This is a genomic window from Peribacillus sp. Bi96 (assembly GCF_918698115.1).
Lineage (GTDB): Bacteria > Bacillota > Bacilli > Bacillales > DSM-1321 > Peribacillus.
This window is the reverse complement of the sequence record NZ_CAKKLV010000037.1, coordinates 1-20,577: the sequence shown is the minus strand read 5'-3', so window position 1 is coordinate 20,577 and position 20,577 is coordinate 1. Positions and strand designations below refer to the sequence as shown.

17 protein-coding genes and 3 pseudogenes are annotated in these 20,577 nt (G+C 35.7%); 6 read left to right on the top strand and 14 right to left on the bottom strand.

Annotated features, from left to right (window positions below; translation table 11 throughout):
* Nucleotides 1-227 precede the first annotated feature (227 nt).
* The 4 genes from LQ203_RS25610 (at nucleotide 228) to LQ203_RS25595 (ending at nucleotide 4,222) form a co-directional block, all read left to right on the top strand.
* Nucleotides 228-1,700, top strand: a complete 1,473-nt coding sequence (locus LQ203_RS25610; RefSeq protein ID WP_052137234.1) for a flavin monoamine oxidase family protein — start codon at nucleotides 228-230, stop codon at nucleotides 1,698-1,700.
* A gap of 299 nt (nucleotides 1,701-1,999) precedes the next feature.
* Nucleotides 2,000-2,542, top strand: coding sequence for a sigma-70 family RNA polymerase sigma factor (locus tag LQ203_RS25605; protein WP_290370654.1), 543 nt, complete (start codon nucleotides 2,000-2,002; stop codon nucleotides 2,540-2,542).
* Nucleotides 2,532-2,951: a PadR family transcriptional regulator gene (locus LQ203_RS25600; RefSeq protein WP_230162541.1), complete on the top strand. Its 420-nt coding sequence runs from the start codon at nucleotides 2,532-2,534 to the stop codon at nucleotides 2,949-2,951. The genes LQ203_RS25605 and LQ203_RS25600 overlap by 11 nt, the downstream gene beginning before the upstream one ends.
* The gene (locus tag LQ203_RS25595) at nucleotides 2,948-4,222 is read left to right on the top strand and encodes an FtsW/RodA/SpoVE family cell cycle protein (RefSeq protein ID WP_230162540.1); all 1,275 of its coding nucleotides are present in this window, start codon (nucleotides 2,948-2,950) and stop codon (nucleotides 4,220-4,222) included. The genes LQ203_RS25600 and LQ203_RS25595 overlap by 4 nt, the downstream gene beginning before the upstream one ends.
* Nucleotides 4,223-5,044: 822 nt before the next feature.
* Here LQ203_RS25595 and LQ203_RS25590 read toward each other — a convergent pair.
* Entirely contained in the window at nucleotides 5,045-5,185 is a 141-nt protein-coding gene (locus tag LQ203_RS25590; RefSeq protein WP_230162547.1) for a nucleotidyltransferase domain-containing protein, read from the bottom strand.
* 520 nt (nucleotides 5,186-5,705) lie between these two features.
* The gene (locus tag LQ203_RS25585; protein WP_230162538.1) at nucleotides 5,706-8,081 is read right to left on the bottom strand and encodes a M14 family zinc carboxypeptidase; all 2,376 of its coding nucleotides are present in this window, start codon (nucleotides 8,079-8,081) and stop codon (nucleotides 5,706-5,708) included.
* A 1,322-nt stretch (nucleotides 8,082-9,403) separates the two neighbouring features.
* Between LQ203_RS25585 and LQ203_RS25580 the strand changes: the two genes are divergently transcribed.
* A complete protein-coding gene (locus tag LQ203_RS25580; RefSeq protein ID WP_230162536.1) occupies nucleotides 9,404-9,754 on the top strand; it encodes an aspartyl-phosphate phosphatase Spo0E family protein in 351 nt (116 codons plus the stop codon).
* A 193-nt stretch (nucleotides 9,755-9,947) separates the two neighbouring features.
* Here LQ203_RS25580 and LQ203_RS25575 read toward each other — a convergent pair whose 3' ends face one another.
* The 7 genes from LQ203_RS25575 to LQ203_RS25545 form a co-directional block, all read right to left on the bottom strand.
* Nucleotides 9,948-10,214 (bottom strand): phosphocarrier protein HPr, encoded by a 267-nt coding sequence (locus LQ203_RS25575; protein ID WP_214795613.1) that lies wholly within the window; start codon nucleotides 10,212-10,214, stop codon nucleotides 9,948-9,950.
* Between the two features lie 188 nt (nucleotides 10,215-10,402).
* Nucleotides 10,403-11,041 (bottom strand): AAA family ATPase, encoded by a 639-nt coding sequence (locus LQ203_RS25570; RefSeq protein ID WP_230162534.1) that lies wholly within the window; start codon nucleotides 11,039-11,041, stop codon nucleotides 10,403-10,405.
* 115 nt (nucleotides 11,042-11,156) lie between these two features.
* The gene (locus LQ203_RS25565; protein ID WP_230162532.1) at nucleotides 11,157-12,023 is read right to left on the bottom strand and encodes a class II fructose-bisphosphate aldolase; all 867 of its coding nucleotides are present in this window, start codon (nucleotides 12,021-12,023) and stop codon (nucleotides 11,157-11,159) included.
* 42 nt (nucleotides 12,024-12,065) lie between these two features.
* The gene (locus tag LQ203_RS25560; RefSeq protein ID WP_230162530.1) at nucleotides 12,066-12,464 is read right to left on the bottom strand and encodes a tetratricopeptide repeat protein; all 399 of its coding nucleotides are present in this window, start codon (nucleotides 12,462-12,464) and stop codon (nucleotides 12,066-12,068) included.
* A gap of 30 nt (nucleotides 12,465-12,494) precedes the next feature.
* Complete coding sequence (locus tag LQ203_RS25555) at nucleotides 12,495-13,784, bottom strand: PTS sugar transporter subunit IIC (protein WP_057915490.1); 1,290 nt, start codon at nucleotides 13,782-13,784, stop codon at nucleotides 12,495-12,497.
* A 38-nt stretch (nucleotides 13,785-13,822) separates the two neighbouring features.
* On the bottom strand, nucleotides 13,823-14,131 hold the full coding sequence (locus LQ203_RS25550; RefSeq protein ID WP_230162528.1) for a PTS sugar transporter subunit IIB: 309 nt from the start codon (nucleotides 14,129-14,131) through the stop codon (nucleotides 13,823-13,825).
* Between the two features lie 69 nt (nucleotides 14,132-14,200).
* Complete coding sequence (locus LQ203_RS25545; protein WP_230162526.1) at nucleotides 14,201-16,309, bottom strand: PTS sugar transporter subunit IIA; 2,109 nt, start codon at nucleotides 16,307-16,309, stop codon at nucleotides 14,201-14,203.
* A 281-nt stretch (nucleotides 16,310-16,590) separates the two neighbouring features.
* Between LQ203_RS25545 and LQ203_RS25540 the strand changes: the two are divergent.
* Nucleotides 16,591-16,983, top strand: a pseudogene (locus tag LQ203_RS25540) (AAA family ATPase); the annotation flags it as partial.
* 457 nt (nucleotides 16,984-17,440) lie between these two features.
* On the opposite strand, the gene LQ203_RS25535 reads toward LQ203_RS25540, so the two are convergent.
* The 5 genes and pseudogenes from LQ203_RS25535 to dfr all read right to left on the bottom strand — a co-directional run bounded on the left by LQ203_RS25535 (nucleotide 17,441) and on the right by dfr (nucleotide 20,303).
* Nucleotides 17,441-17,803 (bottom strand): hypothetical protein, encoded by a 363-nt coding sequence (locus LQ203_RS25535; protein WP_230162524.1) that lies wholly within the window; start codon nucleotides 17,801-17,803, stop codon nucleotides 17,441-17,443.
* Nucleotides 17,804-18,022: 219 nt separating this feature from the next.
* Nucleotides 18,023-18,406 (bottom strand): hypothetical protein, encoded by a 384-nt coding sequence (locus LQ203_RS25530; RefSeq protein ID WP_230162522.1) that lies wholly within the window; start codon nucleotides 18,404-18,406, stop codon nucleotides 18,023-18,025.
* Nucleotides 18,407-18,455: 49 nt separating this feature from the next.
* A pseudogene (locus tag LQ203_RS25525) lies at nucleotides 18,456-18,896 on the bottom strand (helix-turn-helix transcriptional regulator); the annotation flags it as partial.
* Between the two features lie 257 nt (nucleotides 18,897-19,153).
* A pseudogene (locus LQ203_RS25520) lies at nucleotides 19,154-19,638 on the bottom strand (YjdJ family protein).
* A gap of 173 nt (nucleotides 19,639-19,811) precedes the next feature.
* Entirely contained in the window at nucleotides 19,812-20,303 is a 492-nt protein-coding gene (dfr, locus tag LQ203_RS25515; RefSeq protein WP_230162520.1) for a DfrD/DfrG/DfrK family trimethoprim-resistant dihydrofolate reductase, read from the bottom strand.
* Nucleotides 20,304-20,577 lie beyond the last annotated feature (274 nt).

Here is a 20,577-nt window from a genome sequence, read left to right as displayed (position 1 = left end):
TCGATAAATATCTTTGTAAATCTTTAGGGAAATTATCAAAATACTGTACAAAGATAGCCCGAATAAGCTGTTACCTGTCTCTTTGTTCCTTGTTAGGAGTTTTTCACAAAAGCAGACTTTATCTCTTTATCTGTTAAACTACATACTTTTTTTATCCATAAAAGAACACATAGGCATCTATACAAGGGAATACAATGTAATAAATCTATTTCACTAGGGGTAAAGAGATGCCTAATAACACAAATAATCAATTAACGACTCAACAAATGATCAGCATTATTAGAAATGGTCTTAAAAAGTCACAAGTTCCCAAACATATTACTATTGTTGGCGCAGGACTAGCAGGACTGGTTGCTGCTTCTCTATTGAAGGAGGCAGGGCACAACGTCACAATCCTTGAAGCAAACAACAGGGTAGGCGGACGTGCCTATACCATACGCTCCCCCTTTAGCAATGGGCTTTATTTTAACCCAGGCCCAATGCGTATTCCTGATGTTCATTTTTTGACCTTAGAGTATATAAAAAAATGGGGGCTAACCGTAAACCCTTTTATTAACCGAACTCCAATGGATATTCTTTATCTCAATGGAATCAAAACACGTCTTAACATTTTTGAACGTTCTCCTGGTATTCTAAACTTTCCCGTTGCCCCAAATGAAAGAGGTAAAAGCGCACAGGAGCTGGTGAAATTAGCTACACAGCCAATTCTCGATTTTATTAAACAAGACCCAACGAGAAATTGGTATCTCGTAGAAAAAGAATTTAAAAACTACTCACTAGGTACTTTCTTAAACTATTACCATTATCAATATGGAACGACTTTTTCAGATGGCGCGGTTGATATGATTGGTGTACTCCTTGACTTAGAAGCATATATGGGGATGTCATTTATTGAAGTTTTGCGAGAAGAGGCGTCCTTCGGAGCAAATCGTTTCTATGAGATAACCGGCGGTATGGATCTGCTGCCAAGGGCATTTCTCCCGCAATTAAAAGAAGTTATTATGTTCAATCAAAGGATGATGAAAATTCTCCAACATAACAACAGAGTAACCATCCATTCCACCCATCAGCACACCTTAGAGGATTCCACCATAACTGGTGATCTTGCCATCATAACCATCCCCTTTTCAGTGTTACGATTTGTGAAAGTTGAACCATACCATTCTTTTTCCTATTATAAACGGCGAGCGATTCGTGAACTAAACTATATGAGCGCAACAAAGATCGGAATCGAGTTTAAAAGCAGGTTTTGGGAAAGGCACCATCAATATGGTGGTAAATCCATAACTGACCTTCCGATTCGATTCACTTATTACCCCAGTCAGGGGATTGGTACAAAAGGACCTGCTGTGGTTTTGGCAAGCTATACATGGGCAGATGAGGCTTTATCATGGAACGGTCTATCCAACGAAAAACGCATTCAATATGCTTTAAAGAACTTAGCTGAAATTTACGGAGACCAAGTCTATTCTGAGTTTGTGTCAGGAACTTCCTTTAGTTGGGTCGATAATGAATATTCTTCTGGAGCTTTCACTGCTTTTGAACCGAGTCAGGAAACCGAGTTGTATCCTTATATCCCTATACCTGAAGGAAGAGTGCACTTTGCCGGTGAACATACTTCGCTTACCCACGGTTGGATGCAAGGGGCGATTGAATCTGGAATACGGGTTGCATATGAAGTGAATGACTTGCCAAAATAAAACAGGAAAAATAGATAAATTAGGACTTATAGAAATTTCTTATACAACTAAACTGCCCCTTTAGTTCTATAAGAAAAAACCAAAATCAGTAATGATTTCGGTTTATCATGTTTATAAACGTTTAACTTTTCTGATTGGACGTTATCAGGCAAGGATATTCTACTATTGCTGTACTGATTCTTAAAATGTTTTCTATATTTTTAGCTGTACTTCATAGTTAAAAATGGATAATTTTAAAAAACAGAAAACCTTCTTATAAGTACAATCGTCTATTACTAGGGAAGGAAGTGTGAACTGTTTTGGAGGAGTTTGTGTTGAAATGGTCTCAAATGAAAGATGACAAATCCTTACTTGATGAAATCATGTCCCTTTATGGCCAGGATATTCTACAATTGGTCTATTCCTATGTAAAAGATGCGGTTGTGGCAGAGGACCTGACACAGGAGATTTTCATCAAATGCTATAAGGCGCTACCCACGTATAACCAACAATCAAATATAAGGACGTGGCTTTGGAGAATTGCTATTAACCATTGTAAGGATTATAGGAAAAGCTGGTACTTCCGAAATGTTTCGACTGCGGAAGAGGAGCAGGAATGGACTTCTACCGATAATGTGGAAGAAGAGGTCATTCAGCAGGATGAAGACATGCAACTTGCTGGTGCAGTCATGGAGCTGCCAATCCAGTATCGCGAGCTCATTTATCTCCATTATTTTCAGGAAATGAAGCTCAAGGAGATTTCTGAAATTACCGGGGTCAAACTTGGAACGGTGAAGACCCGGATGCGCCAGGCGAAAAGAAGGTTAAAAACCTATTGGGAGGAATCCACCGATGGAAGATAAATTAACACGCTTGAAATCGGCAATGAAAAAGCATACATTTCTTGATTTGAAATTCACAGAAAACCATAGAAACTCCATCCATACTGCCATCGAAAAGCAGGATGTAAGTAAGGAAGACATCTTGATTGGTATTTTCAGATCTTTGGATAAGGAAAAAAGTGGTTATCAAATTAATGAATCTCTTTACCAGAAAGGCATCCGGAAATTTGAAAATAACGAAGGCTCCTTGTATGCTACGTTGCATGAGCTTGAGAAGGAAGGCTGGCTCCAGTCTTTTTGGGAAACTGAAGAAAGGAAGCTCTATTCCTTGGATGAACGTGCGAAAAAGTGGCTAAAGAAAAAGGAATCTAAAAGTGGTTCCGCCTCTGCTAGTTGGCGGACAGCGTTTGAAGGAGGAAGAACCGATTGAGAAGCAATCATTTTTTAGATGAGGTTTCGTCGTATATCCGATCAAAAGAAGCAAAAAAATATATAGAAGCTGAATTAAAAGCCCATCTGCATCAAGCTAAAACTGAACTGGTCAAAAAAGGATATAAAGAGGATGAAGCAGAGGAACTGGCTGTCCGGAATATGGGAAGCCCCTCTGACATTGGGCAGAAGATGGACAAGCTGCACAGGCCGAAGATTGATTGGAAGCTAATGAGCATGTTTCTGTTCATGTCAGCTACGGGCCTGTTTTTGTTTTGGTTCTTATTTAAGGATGGTAATTCATTATCAGTGCTGAAGCAGGTATATTCTGTCACAGGAAGTGTAATTTTGGCCTGTGTCATTCTTTTTTTCGATTATCGGAAATTTCAGAGATGGGGCTGGGTTTTCTTTACGATGGGATGTCTGATTCTTTATCAGTTCCAATTTTCCAATGTATTAGTGAACGGCAATCCTCGAATTAATATTATGGGTTTATTGTCGGTCGATTCGATTGTGGTTCTGCCAATTTTTCTGCTTGCCTGGGCCGGGATGCTGCAATCAAAAAAGATGAATGTTTATTTGGCTGCCATTTTATACGTTTGTTCTGCCTTTTTGTTTATGTTTACAGCCAACGAGCAGGCGGTAGCGATTTATTCATTGATGGTTGCTGTAATGGTCTGGAGGAGCAGCCTAAATAAAAGGAAAATCCTTATCACTGCAGCAGTCCTGCTTACTACATGTGTTTCACTTCTGCTTATATCCTTGAAGGATATAAGGGCCTATCAATTAGAAAGACTTTATTCGTTTGTTACGCCTGAAAAATTCAGTGAGACCTCGGGGTATATGCCTTTGAAACTAGAAAAGCTAATTGAGGATGCCGGATGGATTGGCCATTTTGGTTCCCTCGGAGCGATTGATTTTTCTAATGAAATGATGACGGATTTTATCTTTGTAACAATTACCTATACGCTTGGCTGGGCCGGGGCCTTACTCATTGGTCTGCTGTTTTTATGGATGATCTGGCGAATTTCCCGTATATTCCAAACTGTGAAAGACCCATTTGGGAAAATGCTTGTTTCCGGCAGTTTTGCCATATTCACTGCACAGGTAACTGTCAGCATCGGAATGTCTCTCGGCTTATTACCACTAATAAGTCTATCCCTGCCATTTATGAGTTATGGTGCTTTATCAGCGATGATTAACGCCTTCTTGTTTGGTCTGGTTTTAAGTGTGTATCACAAAAAAAATATTATACTGATGAAGAAAATATGAGAGTATGGTATTGTAGCTCATACTCTCTTTTCTGAAGAAACTAGGAATGGGTAAAGACATGAAGCTTTGAAAGATGCAATAAATCATGAGGATAATTATCAGGTAGAAAATCCCCTCCTGAACCCCCATATTAGCGAAAATAAAAAGAATCCATTTTGAAAAAAGATTGATCGAAATGGATTCTTTTCTTGTGATTAAGTATACAGTTATTATAAAATAGTTTGATTATTTTTAGTAATCCTTAATGAACTAACGCACCCGTTAGTTCATTAAAGACTAACTTAAAAGTTAAATGATAGAACATACAACGCTCCTATGTTGAATTTTAAAATCAACCAGCATCCTCGCATTTAATTGGATGAAAGGGTCTCTTTGGTTGATGCCATTATTTATCCGCGGGATTTTCCTTCTGAAATATTAACGGTGGATAAGTTGCCTGGTTTTATTGCGTCAAGTACAGCTTGTTATCTGTTTGACATACGGACCACCACCCAATCTTGGAAAATCGCGAAAACCCCTTATCAGAATTTAAAGATTTGTTTTGTATAGTCGGTAAAATCTCCAAGATAGTTTTCAACAATTTGCTGTAAAATGTCTATATTCACCGACTGGTAAACCAGAAACGCCTTTAGATGTTCCCACTTTCTCCTATTTTTTAAAAGATATTTTCACGCTCCTCATTCAATTTAGCGTACATGCTTAGAGCAGTCATTTGTTGATTTTTAAGAATGGAGTCATCTTTTGAAAAAATCACAGTACCGGTTGTTTAAATCTGTGCCTGAAAAACGGTTGATGCATCCCTCAGGTTAACCAGGTCCACATCTATTTTAAGGATATCGGCCAGTTCCTGGGCCAATAAAAATATCTAGTATGAAAATGTGATGAATCTTGACTGTAGAACGCTACATCAATGTCACTGTCTCTATGTGTAGTATTCTTTGAATAAGAACCAAACACGATCATAAAGGAAGGATCTATTTTTCCTATTAGGAATTCTTGAATACTTTGAAACATCACTGTTTTCATAAGACACGCTCCCTTATTTTAATATGAATATTATACCAAACGTCTATTCCTATGTCCGTTTGATAGATATTTTACGCAAAGATAAATTGTTTACCATCTCCCACTCTTTTAAAATTATCTAGGTGTAATCACCCGTACAAACCTCCTAGGGCCGATACGTTGTTTCAAACAAAAAAGGAGACCGACAGTCCCATTTGCAAGTTAATTATTTTGTTCGCTAATCCAATCATTTACCTTCATCTGTAATGATTTCTGGTTAGTTAATCCATATCCAGCTTGTGAATTATAAGAGTAGTCACCATTTTTAATCGGCTAAAAAACTACTTATTGATAAGAATCGTCCTTCAGCGGTTATTGCAACAGATGATTTAAAAGTAATGAGTTCAGAGCAAGCGTTCAGCATTTTTCAAATAGGCAAAGCCGGATTCATTGCTGAATCCGGCTTTGCCTATTTCTACTATTTTTCGAAAATTGCATTAGATAGAAGACGGAACAAGTAATCCGGGTGGTCGCGGAATCCTGCTTCTAAACCAATAAGAGTTACATCTTTATTCTGTTCCTTTACGATTATAGCTTGGCCCTTGGCAGTTATGTTATTTTTCCAGTGACCAGCTACGAAGAAATTATCTGAATCTGCAAGGGTCGCGACGACTTCATCATTATTCGTACCCGTAAACCATGTTGGACGATAGACAAAGCCGATATCATCCTCTCCATATCCTGCTGTTAAACCCGTGCCCTCATAATCAACTTTTACGATACCATTACTGTTGGAATCTCCTACATTAATGATGTCGTCTGTAAGACCGAGTGTCTTAGTTGCTCTAGAAGCACCAGCACCTACAGCTATATACTTGCCACCTTTATTTAAGAAGCTTGTCACATTGTCTTTAAACGTATTAAGTTGACCGGGGTTCTGTAATCCAAATTCTTTATTAGCTTCGGATAGGTTGGTAGAAATGAGACTTTCCGTTCCACTATAGATAAAAACATCAAAACCATTAAGGCTATTTTTAGCCACTTCCACTGGCGTAACTTCTGTCACATCAAAACCTAGTCTTTTTAAAGCGAGCTTTGTTCCTGCGTGTGATTTCTGTTTACCCATACCTCCATCCTTTAATATAGCCACTTTTAAAGACGTAATAGCCACTGCTTCTGCTGGTACATCAGCAGTTCCAACCTGTAACCCAGATTCTTTCACCGCTGCTGATACCTGATTAGCTACTGTTTTTGCAAAGAAGTTACCTTGTGCATCACGTACAATAGGAATTCCTTGCTTAAGCAATGCATTTACTAAATTTACCGACTGGACAGAGCTGTTCGGAATCAGAAACGGTCCTTTTCCTGAAACCTTTCCTTGACCTGTAATCTGGTTTACTTTCGTTGCATTGACTTTAATAGGATTTTGTGTGGCTACTGCCTCAAATCCCCAAAGCTCCGGTAAACTCCATGCGGAAATGTCGTACATTGCTGGGGTATCGTTCGTGATGTCTTCCCCATCCCAGAGCATCGTGTTTGCTAATCCGGCTTTTGCCTGATCCATCTCAACGAGATAAGTTCCTTTTGGATAAGACACTCCATCCGCTTCAAATGCATTCACAGCTTGAACAACTTCAATATCATTATTGATCAAATGATTTACAGCCTTATTCGTAACAGTCGGATCCTTAGGGTCTAGTGGAAGTATGTAGGCTTTTGGAAATAACCCTTCCTTATGAAAAGGATGGTCAAAGTTAATTCCTCTTTTAAAAACTTCAATTTGATCAGTAATCATGGATTGCTTGTTAGCTGTTGCAAATTTCAGTGCCCCCATAATCGAATTATACATCCATCGTACGCCATCCCAATCATTTGTTGGAGCTTCTAATGTATGACCGTAAGCACCATGATACATCGCATACATTGGTGTGAAAATTGGTGGGTAATCATCCCAGCCAGCGGAGTCATCGCGCAGCGGAATATATGTACCTTTCATGTTTTGATACAAGGATCCTGAATAGTTCTCATGATCCTTCATTATTTCCGCTTCCATCGCTTCTGCCTGTTTATAGGCCCATTTTCCGTATAAGTCATACTCGTAATTAGGATTATGCGGTGGCGTACAAGGCTCAATTAACCCCTGCAGATTTGGCTGATAATTCTTCACATAACCATGAGTATCAAGGAACACCATCGGGTTCCATTCTTTAATGAGCCCAACCATCTCTTTTGTTTCTGGCTGCGATTGGGTGATAAAGTCACGATTTATGTCAATTCCTTCGCCATTAAAGCGGGTGGCATCAATACGTCCATCAGGGTTCTGTACGACATTGAAAATAAGAATATTATTCTCTAAAACGTCTTTGGTTGTTGCATCATTTTGGGTAGCAAAACGTTCAATTAATTGAAGGATTGCATCGCTTCCGACAAATTCAGTCCCATGAATAGAACCATTAATCATGATTGGAACTTTAAAGTCAGGATTATTGGCAACCCATTCTTGAGCTTTGCCTGGATTCTTAAACATTTGCTTTCTAAGTGCCTTCACTTTTCCGAACTTCCCTTGCGTTGTTGGGTCAGCAATCGTGACAACGTAGAGTGGGTTTCCATCAGCTGATGTTCCACGGACTTCAACTTTCACACGGTTTGAAAGTTTTTCAATCTCTTTTAATTTGGCACCAATTTGTGAGAATTTCACAAAGTCATAGTTTTCGCTATTAAACTTGCTTCCGTCCTGTTCCTCATATGTATTCACATTTGTCCATTGAGGTTTCTCAGCATGCCCAGAACTCCAGGGAATTACTGTTAGTAAACTCGCAGCCATCAGACCGGATAATGCTTTTTTCTTTTTCATCTTAACCTCCAGTATTTATATATATAGTCATTTTTTGTATATATCCCACCAAGTCGTTAAATGTTCTTTTATTGGGATTCGCTCCAATTACAGCACTAGTTTCGGAAGGTCAACTTTATATAGCGTTACTTGCTGGGGGAGCTTATCAAATTTTATAAAGAATATTTTTAACGATGTGGTTTGTTCAACTTTATAAAATTAAAACGCTTTCAATAGGATTTGTTCAGCTCTTTAGCGAGTCATTTCGTGTTGTTGTATTCAATTAAAATATGTTTTAATTAATTAACGCAATACCCTAAACCCGTATTCCCAGTGGCTACTGTAGCTGATTAAATTCTCTAGACTAATAAATTTCTCCTTTTCTGCACCCTACTAATATTTTAAATTTCCATACATGTTTAAGAGTATCGCCTCCTTATTAAGAAAAAGTAACCCACAAACTTAGATAACTGTTTTATAATATTATACACTTTTTTTATATGAATTAAGAATTTTCAGTTAATAATAATTGAAATTTTATCCTATTTTCATTACCTCAGAAGCATAAAAGTATTTACAAATAATTTCTATGCGCTAAATTGGTAAAAATCTCTTTTAACTATTTTGTAGTTTGTCCCCAACGGTCAAGTTACATGGAAAATACCTCGAAACCTATGAAACTCATGTGCTTTTGATTCCCTCTAATCAATCTTATCTAAACTAGCTAAATTGTAAAACTAAGTTTATCTATAACTATTCTCCCTCACCTCCATGGTATCGCCTTTCCATGTCGCTCATTTGCTGGAATATATTCCAATACTTCGCTCTTCAACTTTCACGTGAATTCCCCCTCATTTAGAAGTGTTAACTTTTATTAGACCCAATCTACAAGGAGCACCTTCTTAAAGGTATTATAGATTAATCTAGATTAATCTTTTCATACTCATTAAATTCTCAGTATAGATATGATACTCACCCCAAAAAGGTCGGAATCAGTATCTTATTGGGGAATTAATCAACAAAATATAGCTCTCTACTCAAAATTCTAATCTAGTTTCCTTAAGGTTATCAGGAGAAAGTTGGAGTTGATCTGGAGAATGTGTCTCCCAGACATGGTGCTTTTCACTACTCAACATTTTTTATGAGATTTTTGAACGTGAGCATCATTTTGCTAATGCCTACATCTTCTTAAAGAGCCATTTCCTACTAACCAATATTTCTTTGTGAATATAATATATTCTATCGAGTTGCATGCTTTAATACATAGTAAGTAATATGTTTATCAAACTAGTTACTTAAAGTAAAACAGAATAAAGAATAACAGAATCTGAGGTAATGCGACGATGGTTCAAAATTCGCTAATGCCGTTGAGTATTAAAATTAATCAAAAGAGAAACGAAATGATTTTTCTTGGAAATCAATATGGCTTAAATTCCCCAGAAGTTATTAAAGTAAGTCGCCAATTAGACGATTTTCTCAATAAACTTTATGACTATCAAAAACAACCAAGAATTTATACTATTGCTATATGGAAATTAATGGTTGAGATCACGAGAAAATCAATTTTCCCCGCTTCCAGTTTAAGGAGAGATCAGGTTCTTATTTGCTATTCAACAAACAGGGCGTTATCTACAGTATGTTTTTCCAGCATTTGTGCAATATTTTTAAATGAAGATTTCATTCTAGGCGGATGACAGTGAAGGAAATATATGAGGCGACTGGGATTTCGGGTGCCACTTTGTATCGCTCAATTAAATAAGAGCAAACCCATTAACAATTTGCTCCAGAGAAATATTTTTATTAAAGGAATGCCTTTGATTTAGCTAAATTTATTATTCGCATTTTCCATTCAGGGGAGAATTTTGATTATCGAATTTGAAACTGATTTTATACACCTAGGCCTTCTGTTTTCATCATTTCATCAATATTAGATAGCGCTTCTTCTGCATCATCGCCTTGAGCAATTATTTTAATTGTTTCTCCCTGCGGGATTCCTAGCGACATTACACCCAAAATTGATTTTAAGTCTACCTGTTTTCCTTTATACTCAAGGATCACATCTGAAGAAAATGGCTTAACCATATTAACTAATAAGGTCGCAGGTCTTGCATGAATTCCAGAATCGCTAATTATTGAATATATTTTTTCAACCATTTTTATTCCTCCATCTTTAAAAAACTCTTTTATTTTATAAGTGAAGAAATTCGATAATTCTCTTACTTTGTCAGGACATTCTCTACAGTAAAATCGTATCCTTCAAGCCCTTAAATTCTGCACCAAGGGTTATATGCTCAAAGAGATGAATATTATTAATGAGATAAAAAGCCCCTAAGTTTTGGATTTTAAAATTCTTTGCTAGTTCCAGAAATGTACATTTTAATGTACCCCAGTCTTATATCTTCCAACAACATAGAATAATTCACTTTTGTATAATCTGATACATCCACTTCATATAAAGTTCCTAATTCAAACGTGTCATATCCTCTCGTTGTACATCTTTTTATAAATTCCTCATAGTTCAATAAGTTATCTGCAATACTTCTATCAGCTAACTGATCCCCTTTTTTGTAGGAAGTTACGATATGACTCAAATGCCTTGTCGGATCCAAATCTCGCTTTTTTTGTCGTTCAAACAATACATCTAAATCTGCAATTAACCGAATAGTAACAACCTCATAACTATATCTTTCTACTAATTGCTGAATATGAGGCTTTTGTTTTTGACTAAAAGGATAATCAGACATAATATTGCTACCTACTTGCATTTGCTGTTCCATTATTTCAAAGTACTTCGCCCATGCTATCTTTTCTATCTTCTGCTTTTCTTCTAGATTACGATAACCATACATATCACAATAATATTCTTTCAAGTCATCCTGAGAAAGATTATAAAATGACCCTAATTTACTATTGATGATATTACTTAAGTAAGTTTTTCCTGTTCCTGGTAAACCTGCTAATAAGATTAAGACCTTATCCATCTTACCACCTCATCATCTAACGAATAAAGAAAGAGTACAAGGAATTCCTAGTACTCTCTTTATTAGCCACCTTTCTCCAACCCTTATGAAAAAGACTAATGAACTTTTTTTGTCATTATTTTACTTGGAGGGTACGGTCTTCTTTATTCATGAAGATTCCAATTTTATGTTTGACAACTTCTTTTACTGCCTGATTACATGGAATAATATTATGTCGTAATGATTTCGTTACTTTTGTTTCTCCGAATGTTTCTTTCGCTGTTTTCGTCCATGTTACTAACAACTCAGTACCTACATTAAATTTACGAATCCCGTTATTAATTAATTCATGTACATCCATTTCATTAACACCTGTACCCCCATGAATAACTAAAGGTACATCTACTACAGCGTTGATTTCTTTTAATAGTGGTAGATTTACTTCTGTTTTAGATTTATATTGACCATGATTAGTACCAATGGCAATGGCCAAAGCATCTACCCCTGTTGCTTTAACAAACTCTTCTGCATCTTTTGGGTCAGTATAAACCTTATCATTCTCATCTACATGAATCCCTTCTTCAGTACCGCCAATAGTCCCTAGTTCGCCCTCTACTGAAACACCATATTTGTGTGCATATTCTACTACTGCTCTTGTTTTCATAATGTTCTCTTTGAATGGTAAATGAGAACCATCAAACATCACTGATGTATATCCTTTATGGATTGCCTCTTTAATATCATCAAAATCCCTTGCATGGTCTAAATGCAACACCACATCTACCATTTCATTTGTGGCCATCGTTTTACATACAGCAACAATATTTTCATGACCAATGTATTTCGCAGTATCTATACTTGTTTGAATAATAATTGGTGCTCCTTGCTCTTTTGCTGCACGGATCATATCAGGTAACATCTCTAAATTATGTGCATTAAATGAACCAACTGTATAATTCAATTCTTCAGCCCTAAGTGTTACTTCTTTTAATGTTGTATACATGATCAATTACTCTCCCTTTATACTAATCTTTTATTTTCTTCCTTATCGAACACCACGCGTAACCTCTTTAGAAACTTGCATCATTTGATCCATTTTCTTTAGATATATCTGTAATAATTCTTCATTATTCACTTTTGCTGCTTCTGCACGCTTCTTGTTATAAAGTTTTAATAAAGTTTTGTAACCATTACCTAATGACTTTTTGGCCTGAATACTTTTTTCTAACGAATCAATAGCATGATCTTCTTCACCAAGTTCATTAAATGCTAAGCCAATCTCCTCATAAATTTTTGCTTGTTTTTCTCCAGCTGCTTGATTTACTTCTTCTTTTTTAAAGGAAATGGTACGTAATAACTCTTCTTTTCGTTCAACTGTTAACAATACTTCTTCGGTTGTTTCTTTTTTCGGTTCATTAGGTTTTTTCTTTCCAAATCCAAACATTACTTGAACCTCCTTTTCTCTACCAACATCCTAGAAAGCTTTTAAAAGTGGACCAATGAGCCATGCATATAGTAAAGCAGCTGTTACTGTATCAACATCTGTTGCTGTTGCATTGACAAATCCCATAGAATTGAATGTCGTTACTAATAGTGCTGGTAATAATGTAATGAAGAAACCATGTACAACACCACCAATAATTGCTCCACGAATACCACCTGTTAAGTTACCAAATATACCGGCGGTACCCCCCGCGAAGAAAGCTGTAAGCATACCTGGTAAGATCATCGCCAACCCGAAGACAGGTAATACAAACATTGCAATAATTGAACCTATAGTAGTTGTGATAAACCCTACAATGACTGCATTAGGGCTAAATGGAAATAGGACTGGACAATCTAATGCAGGTATTGCATTTGGGACCAACCGCATGGCAATCCCTCTAAATGCCGGAACAATTTCACCTAGTAATAAGCGAACTCCTGCTAATAATACATACACTCCAACTACGAATTGGATAGATTGTAAGAACGCAAACATTAAATAATTGGTATCTCCTGATAATGTAGAAGCGAACTTTTCACCTGCAAACGCTGCTGTAATAATATAAAGAGGAGTCATTACCACCATCAAAGATAGATAGGTATCTTGTAAGAATTCAAATTGAGCTGGTAATTTCAAATCTTCAACAGATTTTTTCTTTTCGCCTTTTCCCCCAACTAGTTTCGCTACCCCTGCTTCAAACACATACCCAACCGTACAAAAGTGTCCTAAAGCAATATCATCCATACCAGTAATCTTACGAACAAATGGTTGTGCAATCGCGGGCATAGCTACCGCAAATACGCCCCCAATGAAACCGCCTACTAAAATCAATGCAACACCACGTAAACCTGCAAAGTAACCAAATACTGTTGTCATAGTAGCCATCCAAAGAATTGCCTGACCAGTTAAAAAGATGTATTTCCATTTAGTGAACCGTGCAATGATAATATTAAAAACAAAGATAGCTAAGAAAGTTAGTGCGATATCACGACCCAATCCTAACTCATTCATTGCTTGGCCATTAATAGCTTCAATCGAAGGAATAATCCCTTGCATATGGAAACCTTCTGTAAAAATATGACCGAAATAGACTAAACTACCAACAATAATGCTAGAACCTGCTGACAATACCATAAACCCTAACATCGTCTTTAAAGAACCAGAAATAACTTGCCCTGTTGATTTCTTTTGCAAAATTAACCCCAACATAGCAATCAACGCGATTGTTACAGATGCCTGTGTCAAAATATTCTCGATAATAAAGTTAACTACACTCATTTTTTCCCCCCCCCATCTCTAGCTATCTCTATTTATTTTTAAGCTAAAACGCCTTTTTCCCTTAATACCGGGGTGATTTTTTCTTCAATCTCTGTCTTAGATACAATATTTCTCAAATAAACAATTGTCGTTTGTTTAGGATCAACTGAAAATTTCTCGAATTGGGATTTGAAATTCTGTGCCGTAATAATAATATCGGGTTTTACTGAAACAGCAGACGAGATATCACTATGATCTAGCTTGGCGTTGACACCTAACTTGCTTAATACATCCTCTGCCGACATTTGACAAGCAAAACTGCTTCCTAAACCTGCTCCACATACAAATAAGATATTTACTTTTTTCATTTCGCTCTCTCCTCATTTTTCAATTTTGGGGTTATATACTTATCAATTGCTTTTAAAACTGTTACTTCCTCACTCCACCACTTCACTACCATATAAAACTTGATTAAACATGTTTACATTTTGTGCTGTAATTAACAGGTCTAATTTCTCTTCATCATTAATTAACTCAATCAGATTTTTCATCACATTTAGATGCGAATAAGAATCCACTGCGGCTAGGCAAAAAACAATTTTTACCGGATCATTATCCGGATTTCCGAAATTAATCGGTTCCTTTAACGTCATGACACTAATGCCTAATTTGTTTACTCCATCTTCCGGCCTTGCGTGTGCTAACGCTAAATGCTTCCCTACTACTATATAAGGCCCATACTCTTCAACAGATTTAATCATGGCGTTTATATATCGCTCTTCAATGACCTCTTCTGTTAACAATACCTTGGCAGATTTCGTAATCGCCTCTTTCCAGTCTTTACATTCTTGCTTTAGTAGAATGTTGGAATCCCTCAAAATATCCTGCAACATCGGCTGTATCTCCCTTGTATTAATTTTTAAATGATGTTCTTTAAAAGTATCTTCTACTTTGTGATAGCTTTCCTTTGTTACCTTACCGCCGCTTTCTACAAATAACATCAAAATATCCTGCATTAGCTGTGTGGCATCTAACTTATTGGAAACGATCCTTCTCTTATTCTTATTTTTGAGTAAAAAATCTTTAATTTCCTTTTTGTCACTTTCTCTTAATATTGGATTAAGCAATAATACAGGTTTTCTTGGATAATCAATTGAAATGGTCGTAAAAACTAAATCAACATCCAGCTTGTCAATAAAGGCTAATTCATACGAACTCAATATCGCAACAATCTCGATATTGAAATGCTCTTTCAAATTCGCAGCCAACAGCTTTCCAGTTGAAATCCCATGATTACAAAGCACAACCGCCTGATAAACATATTGTTCTTTCTGCTTTATCTGGCTGGCAGACGTTGAAAAATAAACGGTCAAAAAACCGATCTCATCTTCTGATAATGTTTTTTTGATGTAGTCCTCTATTTGCTTACTAAAGCAAGTGACTGCCTGATAAATCTCGGCATAGGACTCCTTAATAGTGTCTTTCAACGGATTAAATACCTGTAAATCGTTCTTCGCCCTGCTTAATAACCCTGTGATATGCCTATACAAACCTTCATACAAATCTTCTTCTCTCTGAGAAAAGGGGATTCTGGTTACTTTTTCTACATGCTCAATTAATTGAATAGTTAATAATTGTGCGGTAACCCAATCGAATGAATTATTCATATCTTTTGGATTAAACGATTCGATTGTAAAGGTAGTATATTTAATTTCATTTAATGATGGATATAAACCAAACTCCATACAGATGGAATCGACAAAATTTCTGACAGGATCTTCTTTTATCTCGGCTCTAACTTTGGCTAATTCCCTAAGGGTATTTCCTTCTTGCAACCGCCTTACCCATATACCTAAAAAAAGAATGCTTTGATTCCGGTATACATGATTAATCTCTACTCTGGACTTTTCAAAGACTTCGTCATAATGTTCTCCAATGACCCTCAATGCATTTGTATCCAAATAATCAAGAACAAATTGATCTGCAAAAGTATTCACTGTATCTATATCTCGGTACTCCATTAGTTTAGCGATATCTGTCATACTGTTAATCACATCGTATAACATAGTGCGTATTGATCGTTCATCGCCTTTTAATACAATACCTTGCTTCGTTAAACTCACTACAGAAATACCATATTCCTTTAAAAACTGACGAAGTCTTCTCATATCCTCATCCAATGTACTTTTCGATACCTGCAGTTTTTCTTCCATTTCAAAGAGCATTGTCGTTCTTGTGGTATCGGCAATATCTAAAAGCAAGGCAAGAAAACGTTCATTGGGCCGATAATAATCTGTTTCTCTGTCATCACCAATTTTGGACAGGAGCTTTTCGCGATCCACATCAGATAGGTCTAACTTCAACCCCTTTCCTCTTGTCGTCGTAATTGATGGATAATTATTTTCTGCCAGATATTTATTAATCAGGACCAATTCGTTTCGAAAAGTACGCTCACTAATATTGAACTCTTTACTTAAATCCTCACAAGTCAAAAAGGTATTTACTGTCAAAAATCTGGTAAGTACTCGTTGAGTCCGTTCTTTCATGATAGTAACTCCTTTCATAATTTTATTATAAGTCGCAATATTCAAATAGTTTAGTACATCTTATTGCAACTTCAATTTGCAAAAATGTAAGCGTTAACACTTTATAATCAAACTATAAATCAAATATCCATCAAAAAAAGATGTATCTCTTATAGGGGTACAGACACATACCCATCAAGCTAACACCAATGAGTACTTAAAGTAGATCCATTTTTACAAAACAATCGTTCATACCACTAAAGAAAGACCTGCCAAATGAGCCTTCGATAGGTCATTTTGCTTTTGAAGGGATTCACTTAATTATAGTGGATGAAATCGATCGACTGAAACTGCAACACTTAGAGCAACTTCGTGACATCTATGATCAACATGACTTAGCCATGATATTCATCGGGATGCCAGGGATTGAAAAAAGGTTAGCGATATCCCCAGCTTTACTCCCGCATTGGTTTTGCTCATGAATTTTAGAAACTCATTAAAGACGAGATGCAACATATTTTAGAATATAAATGGGGTGAATTAGGTATCTCCATTAAACGAGAGGACTTTTCCGATTACGAGGCGCTCACAATCATCATGAAAGTCATAAACGGTAACTTTACCGTCTATTTACTCAAATTGAACGTATCCTCGAAATCAATCACCTTACATCCATTACCACCGAAGTAGTATAGGTTGCACGAAATAGCTTAGTGATTGGACATAATTAATGAAGAACCCCAGCTAAACTTCTCATATGAAGGTAGCTAGGGTTAAAAGTTGGATGTGCAAATTATCACTTAAAACACGCGCAAAATATCTCCAAAATTTACACCATTATGTATAACCTCTTTTCGTTTGTCTAAAAGCTAATTAACTTCTGTAATTTAATTCCAGACTAACTTCTGTACATTGAAAAGGGTTATTTTGAGGGGAATTTGAGGTGTTTTTTTCAAGTCTCCAGAACTTATAACTTTTAGATTCTTACTTTTAGGGGTACCGCCAACATTTCGAAAATTTTGTATGCTAAGCAAATTTCAACCTAAAAAAGTCGATTTCCTGTATTGATAAGGAATCGACTTTTTTGTTCGCTTGTTAGACTGGCACCCGTTAGTTTAAGTACAAACCTTCACAATCTTGCTAACCTGTATTTTAATCGCCAATTGCTACTATTAACTTGTTTTTCAGTAATGCTTCTTTGCAAAGTTCGATTAATTTTTCAGCAAATTGTTTTATTTTTTGCCCGTATAAATTATCTGTTTTGTATTTTATAACTATACCCTCGCAAATGTTTACTAACTGATTTATTTCTTGCGTTGAAAATATTTTATCACCATATTGGTCTAACCCTATAAGCAAATCGAAAGGTCCCTTTTCCCTATATCTTTTACCGTATTCTTCCTTAATCTGAAGATAACCCTGCAACTCTTCATTAAATTTAACGGATTCTTCTAAGTATTGTGTTTCTTTTATTGTATTTCCAATAAAGAAATCAAGTCCAACATCATTATCCATTCATTGTCCGCCCTTTTCATATTTTAATGTTTTTCATATTATATCAGTCTTTGTTGAACTAACCTGCCCCTATAGTTCCATAAGAATAACGGTTAAACTTTTTTCAAATCGGTACGACTTTATTGTAAATTAAACACCTATAAGAATAAAGAAAGCCTACGATCCTTGCTATTTAAGGAAGTAGGCTTTCTTTTATTTCAGTTATTTTTTGGCTTTTCTCTATTTTTTAAATGGAATTTTTGGTTCTTCGTCTTTATATCGAGAATAAGTCGTCGCTCCGTCGTTTTCCATATTAGAGCATTGGTCATTATCGCAAAAAAAGAGGTAGGTCTGCTTATCAGTACGAACACTTACCTCAAAATAGTAGGGGAACATTCCCCCTTTATTTTTATCCATACTTCTATCAATAGCAATGATATTCTCTTTTTCTGCTATCTTTTTATAATCTTCACTCTCAACTGTTTTCAGCACCATTTCACTTAAAATAGCCTGTTCACTTTCGGACGGTTCATAGGCTTGTTCCAAAAAATACCATCTTCCAAATAAAAACAAATTAATCCCTATACTGATTATCAATACTGTAACTAAAATCTTTTTCTTCATATATCCCCATCCCTATACCTTTGGCTATCTCGATAGTCCCCACCGCCTGTAATTCATTTAAACGACTTAAACTCTCTTCTTTATTAAAAGAACTATGCCAACGATAATCATATTGATCCAATATACGGTAATGGTTACTAATCAAATTTTGTTGCAAACGAAAATCCCCTCTATACTCGATTTCTTTCCACCATATCTTACCACCCATTGTTTTTTCTTTAGGCGTACCACCATTTTTGCTAGCAATTAACTGAACAAAATCAACTGGATTGTCACCAATTGATGATATCAACAATTGGCTATGATTAAACAAAGCACAAAATGCAACAACGGTGGTCCAATTGGCTTCTGTTCTTCTTTTTTCAATTTGAACTAGTTTTTTTTTTGAAATCCCTAGAATTTCAGACATCTTATCTTGAGAAAAACTTTGTTCTGTTCGGACAAGTTTCATTTTTTCTGATATTAAATTGATGAATTCTTCTTTTTCCATATATACTAAATACTCCTTTTTAGTGTAATTTTACACTAATAGTATTATTTTTCAATAAAAAATACCCTTTTTGAATAAAAAGCAACTTTAAAACACAAAGAAAAAAGCAAGAAATAACCTTGCTCTAAATAAGTTTGAAATGGGAATATTTCTCAATTAAAGCTTGTTGAACTAACCTGCCCCGATAGTTCCATAAAGAAAAGCTGCCTTAAAGACAGCTCCGATCTTCAGCTAAAGCACCCGTTAGTTCAACAAGGTTAAATTTTTTCGTTCGTGTTACGATTTAAAATCTGAAAATAAGTTATTACAGCAGTTACAATGCATAATAAACCACTCACTAACCAAATATAGAAAAAAATTTGACCACCAAATGTGGGAGAATTAAAAATAAAATAACTAAGTAAGAATAATACTCCACCCAAAAAGGATAAATAATAAGCAAAACGTTTATGTTGTGGCTTTAAGAAATGGTATCCCATAAGAATTAATATATATAAACTGCTTATTACCATAATGACAGGAAAAGTGGGTTGAAATTTAACTGCGTATACCAAGTAGTCAAGTTGTGATATAGAGCTATTACTATTTACCTCCCCTATAAAAATTGAGAAAATGGTGTTGAGTACTTCCATTCCCAATGATTATCTACGATTGCACTACCTTCATATAAAGCACAAACAGTAGAAATTAAAAGTAAAATAGATGCTATACCAAACTGAAACAAAAAACTAAACCTAAACATATTAAACACCCTCATTTATTATTTTAAAATTACTCTTCACACCTAATTTAACATTGATTTCAATTATTAACATTAAAAACCTTTTATCTTATTCAACTAAACTGCCCCTTTAGTTGAATAAGAAAAAGCCGCCTTAAAGACAGCTCCGATCTTAAGCTAGTGACCTAGTTAGCTTAATTAAGTTTTCTTTCATAAACATGAAAATAGTAGTTATAAGGGTTTTTTTCATTCATTATCCCTTTTTCAACAGATACTTCTTTCCATTCATCGAAGTTAACTTCTGGGAAAAATACATCTCCTTCAAATTCATGATGAATCTTTGTAATATACATCTTCTCAACATAAGGCAAGAACATATTATAAATCTGTTCTCCCCCGAAAATAAAAATCTCTTCTTCATTTTTACACAACTCAAATACATTTTCGATTGAATGGACAATTTCACAACCGTCAAAGCTAAAATCCTTATCTCTCGTCAAAATAATATTTCTTCTGCCAGGTAAAGCCCTTCCGATTGACTCAAGGTTTTTTCTACCTAATATAAGTGAATGTCCCTTTGTAGTATTTTTAACATACTCCCAATCCTTTGGAATTCTCCATGGAATATCATTCTCTTTGCCAATTACTCTATTCTTGTCCATCGCAACAATTAAAGAAATTTTCATATATGACACAGCCTTTTTTCACTATTTTACCATGTACTCTTGTATTTCTATTAATATTCGTTGTTCAACTAACCTGCCCCGTTGGTTCCATAAATCGAGTAGGAGGAGGCGCCTAGCCTCCGACCTCTCACACCACCGTACGTACCATTCGGTATACGGCGGTTCAGTTTAAGTCTGACGCAGTTTTGTATATCGTTCATATAGATTTTCTAACCCTTGATGTTGCCAATAAGCATTATTAAGGGTTTTGTCTAGAATAGGGCTATGCGCAATG